Annotated in this window: 7 protein-coding genes and 1 tRNA gene; 7 read left to right on the forward strand and 1 reads right to left on the reverse strand. The window is 44.5% G+C overall.

The features are described from left to right. A partial coding sequence (locus Q0I54_RS12705) for a hypothetical protein (protein WP_296119136.1) occupies positions 1-886 on the forward strand: 886 nt, incomplete at its 5' end. Positions 887-947: 61 nt separating this feature from the next. Here the strand turns inward: Q0I54_RS12705 and Q0I54_RS12710 are convergent. Next, positions 948-1,035 (reverse strand) — tRNA-Ser (locus Q0I54_RS12710). Between the two features lie 263 nt (positions 1,036-1,298). On the opposite strand from Q0I54_RS12710, the gene Q0I54_RS12715 reads away from it, so the two are divergent. From Q0I54_RS12715 to Q0I54_RS12740, 6 genes are all read left to right on the forward strand, one after another. Continuing rightward, positions 1,299-2,372 carry a 6-phosphofructokinase gene (locus Q0I54_RS12715; protein WP_288618986.1) on the forward strand — a complete coding sequence of 358 codons (1,074 nt, stop codon included), beginning with the start codon at positions 1,299-1,301 and terminating at the stop codon, positions 2,370-2,372. Between the two features lie 181 nt (positions 2,373-2,553). Beyond that, entirely contained in the window at positions 2,554-4,131 is a 1,578-nt protein-coding gene (gene dnaX / locus Q0I54_RS12720) for a DNA polymerase III subunit gamma/tau (protein WP_296119138.1), read from the forward strand. A gap of 25 nt (positions 4,132-4,156) precedes the next feature. Beyond that, complete coding sequence (locus tag Q0I54_RS12725; RefSeq protein ID WP_021737841.1) at positions 4,157-4,507, forward strand: YbaB/EbfC family nucleoid-associated protein; 351 nt, start codon at positions 4,157-4,159, stop codon at positions 4,505-4,507. Then, positions 4,507-5,103, forward strand: coding sequence for a recombination mediator RecR (gene recR / locus Q0I54_RS12730; RefSeq protein WP_296119141.1), 597 nt, complete (start codon positions 4,507-4,509; stop codon positions 5,101-5,103). The genes Q0I54_RS12725 and recR overlap by 1 nt, the downstream gene beginning before the upstream one ends. Before the next feature lie 94 nt (positions 5,104-5,197). Further along, positions 5,198-6,034 carry a transketolase gene (locus Q0I54_RS12735; protein WP_296119142.1) on the forward strand — a complete coding sequence of 279 codons (837 nt, stop codon included), beginning with the start codon at positions 5,198-5,200 and terminating at the stop codon, positions 6,032-6,034. Next, positions 6,022-6,963: a transketolase family protein gene (locus tag Q0I54_RS12740; RefSeq protein ID WP_296119144.1), complete on the forward strand. Its 942-nt coding sequence runs from the start codon at positions 6,022-6,024 to the stop codon at positions 6,961-6,963. The genes Q0I54_RS12735 and Q0I54_RS12740 overlap by 13 nt, the downstream gene beginning before the upstream one ends. The last annotated feature ends 78 nt before the right edge of the window (positions 6,964-7,041 follow it).

Here is a 7,041-nt window from a genome sequence, read left to right on the forward strand (position 1 = left end):
CGGTCTGTCCTATCCGGATATGACGCTGGTTACCAGTTTGTGTGAAATCTTACATGTGTCAGAACATGAACTTCTGACGGCCAGTGATGACATGCATCAACGTGAGATTGAGGAGCAGTCCCGCGGATATCTGCGGATATTAAAAGGCTATACCTGGGTGACGTATCTCTGTTATCTGGCAGTTTTGATCCCGTGCTTTATCGGGAATCTTGTGACAGAGCACCGCCTCTCCTGGTTCTTTATCGTAGTCGGTGGGCTTGCTATGGTATTTTCCTTTATCAATGTACCGGTGATGACCAAAACAAGACGCGCAGAAAAGTGTTTCTGGTGTTTTTATGGATCGACCATTTATATGCTGTGTGTTTGCCGGATTGTGTTAGGCGGTAACTGGCTGATCATGTCGCTGCTTGGCGTCAGCTTTGGTCTGCTCAGCGTATTTTTGCCGATCATTTTATGCAGCTGGCATTATGACTGGCCGATATTGCGCCACAAAGGTCTGATCTGCATGGCGCTTGATACAGTGTTAAGCTATTTGATGGTATTTTTCGGCTGCTTGTTTTATGTGAAAGGCGTGACAGGTGTCATTATTGCTCAGAACTTGTGGGTACTGACCGTTTTTTCGATACTTGCCTGGGGAATTTTTATCGTATTCCGATATATCAGGTGCAGCCGTTTGATGAAAATCAGCATTACAGTTGGACTTTGTGGTGTATGGATGTTTTTTGCTAACACGCTGATCAGCGTTGCTTATGACGGCAGAGCTGTTATGCCGGGAGTAAATTTCCATAATTGGATGGATTTCGGTGGACAAAACTTTGGACTGGTGGTTCTGATCGTCGGTGCGGTGATGGTCGCAGCGAGCATGATCCGGGATATGAGGAAATAACCTCTGGCGAAATAAAAAAGGGAATGCAGAACGAAAGCCGTTTTTGCATTCCCTTTTTCAGCGGAGAAGGAGGGATTTGAACCCTCGCGCCGTGTTACCGGCCTACTGGTGTTCGAAGCCAGACTCTTCAGCCACTTGAGTACTTCTCCAAAATAAGACTTAATTAGTATAAACATTTTTCAAAGGTTCGTCAATCCCCGAAAAGGAATGGTAAAAGTTTTGTGAAAGGTTCGTAAAATTTTCAGACAGGTCAATTAGTCTTGTAATCCCGTAGTTATTTTGATAAAATTCAGAACAGACAATGTGTTTTTTTCGCAGATTGTTTTATAATACTTTATAACAGAGATGTGCAGAGAAAGATGTCATGTCTGGGAAAACAGATGATCTGTGAATTGAGAGAGGAGCGGAAAAGATGAAAAGAATCGGAATGCTGACAAGTGGCGGAGACTGCCAGGCTTTAAATGCAGCAATGCGCGGAGTAGTAAAAGGATTAAATGCCAATCTGGATGAACTGGAGATTTATGGTTTTTATGATGGATACAAAGGATTAATTTATGGGAATTATCGTCTGCTGACATCCAAAGATTTTTCCGGAATTCTGACAAAAGGCGGAACAATACTCGGAACATCCCGTCAGCCGTTTAAATATATGCGTGTACCGGATGAGAACGGTTTGGATAAAGTGGCTGCAATGAAGCATACCTATCATAAACTGAGCCTTGACTGTCTGGTGATCCTTGGCGGAAATGGCACACAGAAAACAGCAAATCTGCTTCGTGAGGAAGGGCTGAATATCATTCATTTGCCGAAGACGATCGACAATGATATTTACGGTACCGATATTACCTTTGGCTTTGAAAGTGCACTGAACATTGCGACAGGAGTTATCGACTGCATCCATACCACAGCCGCTTCCCACAACCGTGTATTTATCGTTGAAATCATGGGACACAAAGTTGGCTGGCTTCCGCTCCATGCCGGTGTGGCAGGCGGTGCCGATATCATTCTGATCCCGGAGATCCCATATGATATCGACAAAGTAGTGGAGGCTATCAACAAACGAAGCAAAGACGGAAAAGGATTTACCATTCTGGCAGTTGCAGAAGGTGCAATTTCCAAAGAGGATGCATTGCTTTCCAAGAAAGAACTGAAAGCAAAGAAAAAAGAAACAAAATATCCGTCAGTTTCTTATGAAGTGGCTGCACAGATCCAGGAGCGCACCGGAAATGAAGTGCGTGTTACAGTTCCGGGGCATATGCAGCGTGGTGGAAGTCCGTGTGCTTATGACCGTGTACTTTGTACACAGCTTGGTGCGCATGCAGCAAAACTGATTCTGGATGAGGATTACGGTTATATGGTTGGTATGATCAATGGTCAGACCAAAAAAGTACCTCTGGGTGAGGTGGCTGGCAAGTTGAAGATGGTTCAGCCGGATTGCCAGTTGATCAAAGAAGCAAAAATCGTAGGAATTTGTTTCGGAGATTGATCATCTCAGTCTGAGTTGAGACTCCGACTGAGATAAACGCTCCGCGGAGATGTACAGTGATTCTAAGATGAATATGTCAGCTTACGTTGACCAGAATCACGTACCAAGTCTCACGTGCGTTCGACTTGAATTTATGATTTGAGTATCAAAACGTGTTACTGAAAGTTAGAAAGGAGCCGCTATGTCTTATACGGCTTTATATCGAAAATACCGTCCTTCCGAATTCGAGGATGTAAAAGGACAGGAGCATATTGTTACAACATTAAAAAATCAGATTAAGGCAGACCGCATCGGACATGCCTATCTGTTTTGCGGTACCCGTGGAACCGGAAAAACTACGGTGGCAAAGATTTTTGCAAAAGCTGTAAACTGTGAGCATCCGGTGGACGGAAGTCCCTGCGGGGAGTGTGCTTCCTGCAAGGCGATCGCAGCGGGGTCATCCATGAACGTGATCGAAATCGATGCAGCTTCCAACAACGGTGTGGAAAACATCCGTCAGATCCGGGAGGAAGTTTCCTATTCCCCGACACAGGGAAAGTATAAAGTATACATTATCGATGAGGTTCATATGCTTTCTATCGGAGCTTTTAATGCATTGCTGAAGACGTTGGAAGAACCGCCATCTTATGTTATTTTTATTCTGGCAACTACGGAATCGCATAAAATTCCGATCACAATTTTATCCCGTTGCCAGAAATATGATTTTCGCAGGATTTCCATTGAGACAATCTCAGATCGTCTGATGGATCTGTTGCAGCAGGAAGGCGTAGAAGCAGAGGAAAAAGCGGTCCGTTATGTGGCAAAAGCCGGTGACGGTTCTATGCGAGATGCATTGAGTCTTCTGGATCAATGTATCGCATTTTATCTGGGTGAACCGCTGACATACGATCATGTGCTGGAAGTGCTTGGTGCAGTAGATACAGAAGTATTCAGCCGTCTGCTTCGTTCTATTCTGGCAAATAACGTAGTGCAGGCGATTGAACTTTTGGAAGAGCTGATTATTCAGGGGCGTGAACTGGGACAGTTTGTGACGGATTTTGTATGGTATCTGCGAAACCTTCTTCTGGTAAAAAGTTCTGATCAGATGGAAGATGTACTGGACATGTCCAGTGAAAATCTGGCATTATTAAAAGAAGAAGCCGACATGATCGAAGGTGATGTGATCATGCGTTATATCCGTATCTTTTCTGATCTGTCGGGACAGCTCAAATACGCACCACAAAAACGTGTATTGATTGAAATTGCACTGATCAAACTATGTCGGCCGGCGATGGAAACCACGCAGGATGCTCTGACAGACCGTGTGGCTCAGCTTGAAAAAAAAGTAGAAGAAGGTGTAACTGTTGTGGCAGCGACACCGACAGCGTCGCCTGCTTCGGAAAGTGCATCGGCTGCATCGCAGAAACCGAAAGAACCGGTGCAGATGCCGAAGGCGATTCCGGATGATATCCGTCAGGTAGTTAAAAACTGGAGTTCTATTGTACGTGAACTGCCAGGGGTTACTGCTACTTATTTAAGGGGAGCCCATTTGAGTCTTGGCGGAGAAAATAAATTAATGCTGGTGTTTGACGACGATTTGGCATATACTTATGTGTCGGAGGAACGTCGCAGGACAGAAATCACAGAGCGGATTTCGAACCGAATCGGTAAAGAGATTGAAGTGGTGATGCAGTCCAACGATTCTGGACGTCCATTCGAAGAGAATTATATCGATCTGGAACAGATCGTTCACATGGACATTGAAGTGGAAGACGAGTAAAATTGCGATAACAGGAGGATGCAATATGGCAAAAAGAGGTGGATTTCCGGGAGGAATGCCGGGAAACATGAATAATCTGATGAAACAGGCACAGAAAATGCAGCGTCAGATGGAAGAAGCAACGAAAGAACTGGAAGAAAAAGAAGTATCTGCCAGTGCAGGTGGCGGAGCAGTAGAAGTAACTGTATCCGGTAAAAAAGAAGTTGTAAAAGTAAAACTGGCAGAAGAAGTAGTAGATCCGGATGATATCGAAATGTTGGAAGATCTGATCGTAGCTGCTACAAATGAAGCACTGCGTAAAATGGAGGAGATCTCACAGCAGTCCATGTCCAAGATTACAGGCGGCATGGGAATGGGCGGAGGATTTCCGTTCTAATGGATTATTACAGCAAGCAGATCAGTAAATTGATAGAAGAACTGTCTTCTCTGCCGGGGATTGGCAGTAAGTCAGCGCAGCGTCTGGCTTTTCATATTTTAAATATGCCGACGGAGCGGGTAGAACGACTGGCAGATACTATTCTTGATGCAAGAAAAAATATCCGTTACTGCAAGACCTGCTACACGCTGACAGATGCAGAAGAATGTCCGATCTGTCGAAACAGCGGACGTGACCATACAACGATCATGGTAGTAGAAACTACTCGTGATCTGGCAGCTTATGAAAAGACAGGGCAGTACAATGGTGTATACCATGTGCTGCATGGCGCGATTTCTCCTATGCTTGGAATCGGACCGGAGGATATCCGCCTGAAAGAACTGATGCAGCGTCTTCAGGGCGATGTAAAAGAAGTGATCATTGCCACGAATTCCAGTCTGGAAGGAGAGACGACTGCCATGTATATCAGCAAACTGATCAAACCGACCGGGATCAAAGTATCGCGAATTGCCAGCGGTGTGCCGGTGGGCGGTGATCTGGAATATATTGATGAAGTTACATTATTAAGAGCCCTCGAAGGACGAGTAGAATTATAATCAGAAAAAAGTGTATCTGTTTTTATAACAGGAAACAGGCTGAGAATATAACAAAACTTGACTCGGAAGGGCAGAATAAGAAAGGGAGCACATTATGACAAAGTTAGAACTTGAAAAAATTGCTGTAGAAGTGCGCAAAGGAATCATCACTGGCGTACACAGCGCAAAATCCGGTCATCCGGGTGGATCTTTATCCGCAGCAGAGATTTTTACTTATCTGTATTTTGTAGAGATGAATGTAGATCCGAAAAATCCGAAAGATCCGAACAGAGACAGATTTGTTCTTTCAAAAGGACACGTTGCACCAGGTCTGTATGCGACACTTGCACAGAAAGGATATTTTCCAGTAGAAGAGCTGGAAGGACTGCGCCACATCGGCTCCATGCTTCAGGGACATCCGGACATGAAACACATTCCGGGTATTGATATGTCAAGCGGTTCTCTTGGACAGGGATTTTCCGCAGCAGTTGGTATGGCACTGGCTGCCAAAATGGATAGCAAGGATTACCGCGTATATTCACTTGCAGGTGATGGAGAAATCCAGGAGGGACAGATCTGGGAGGCTGCTATGTTTGCCGGAGCACGTAAACTGGACAACCTTGTATTATTTGTAGACAACAACGGTCTTCAGATCGATGGAAACATCGCAGACGTATGCTCTCCGTATCCGATCGATAAAAAGTTTGAGGCATTCAATTTCCATGTGATCAATATCAATGGAAATGATTTTGATGAGATTGCGGCAGCATTAAAAGAGGCGCGCGAGACAAAAGGTATGCCGACAGCTATTATTGCAAAAACAATCAAAGGTAAAGGTGTATCTTATATGGAGAACCAGGCAGGATGGCATGGAAAAGCTCCAAACGATGAAGAATTTGCCATTGCTATGGAAGAATTAAAGAAAGCAGGTGAAGCATTATGTCAGAAGTAAAGAAAATCGCAACAAGAGACAGTTACGGCAATACATTAGTAGAGCTTGGAAAAGAGCATGAGAATCTGGTAGTTCTGGATGCTGACCTTGCAGGTGCAACAAAGACAGCTGTTTTCAAAAAAGCATTCCCGGAGCGTCACATTGACTGCGGTATCGCTGAGGGCAATATGGCAGGTATTGCAGCAGGTCTTGCTACCTGTGGAAAAGTTCCGTTTATGAGTTCTTTTGCAATGTTTGCAGCAGGACGTGCATTTGAACAGGTTCGTAATTCCATCGGATATCCGCACTTAAACGTAAAAATCGGCGCAACTCACGCAGGTATTTCCGTAGGTGAGGATGGTGCAACTCATCAGTGTAATGAGGATATTGCCCTGATGCGTACAATTCCTGGTATGGTAGTGATCAATCCATGTGATGATGTAGAAGCAAAAGCAGCAGTTCGTGCTGCTTATGAGTATGAGGGACCGGTTTACTTAAGATTCGGTCGTCTGGCTGTTCCGGTAATCAACGACGAAGCAACTTACAAATTCGAACTTGGAAAAGGCGTTGTATTAAAAGAGGGCAAAGATGTGACAATCATCGCAACTGGTTTGTGTGTAAATGAGGCAGTAGAGGCAGCAAAACTGCTGGCAGCAGATGGTATCGATGCAGAAGTGATCAATATCCATACAATCAAACCACTGGATGAGGAACTGGTTATTGCATCCGCACAGAAAACAGGCAAAGTCGTAACAGTAGAAGAGCATTCTGTAATTGGTGGTCTTGGAAGTGCTGTATGCGACACACTGAGCGAGAAAGCTCCGACAAAAGTAATGAAGATCGGTGTGTATGATCGTTTTGGTGAATCTGGCCCTGGTGCTGAGCTGATCAAGAAATATGAACTTGATAGCGAGAGTATCTATAAAAAAGTAAAAGGTTTCCTGGCCTAACTTCTTGTTTAGGGTAATTTAAAAAGAAGCTGGAAGAAAACTCCAATGCCGGCACGAATGATTTTCTATCTGCGCTGC

It is taken from the genome of uncultured Eubacterium sp., assembly GCF_934295145.1.
GTDB lineage: Bacteria > Bacillota > Clostridia > Lachnospirales > Lachnospiraceae > Eubacterium_I.

What these genes read in the sequence shown, in the direction of transcription:
- Q0I54_RS12715 (WP_288618986.1), top strand. Translation starts at nt 1,299, where the DNA reads ATGAAAAGAATCGGAATGCTGACAAGTGGCGGAGACTGCCAGGCTTTA.
- dnaX (WP_296119138.1), top strand. Translation starts at nt 2,554, where the DNA reads ATGTCTTATACGGCTTTATATCGAAAATACCGTCCTTCCGAATTCGAG.
- Q0I54_RS12725 (WP_021737841.1), top strand. Translation starts at nt 4,157, where the DNA reads ATGGCAAAAAGAGGTGGATTTCCGGGAGGAATGCCGGGAAACATGAAT.
- recR (WP_296119141.1), top strand. Translation starts at nt 4,507, where the DNA reads ATGGATTATTACAGCAAGCAGATCAGTAAATTGATAGAAGAACTGTCT.
- Q0I54_RS12735 (WP_296119142.1), top strand. Translation starts at nt 5,198, where the DNA reads ATGACAAAGTTAGAACTTGAAAAAATTGCTGTAGAAGTGCGCAAAGGA.
- Q0I54_RS12740 (WP_296119144.1), top strand. Translation starts at nt 6,022, where the DNA reads ATGTCAGAAGTAAAGAAAATCGCAACAAGAGACAGTTACGGCAATACA.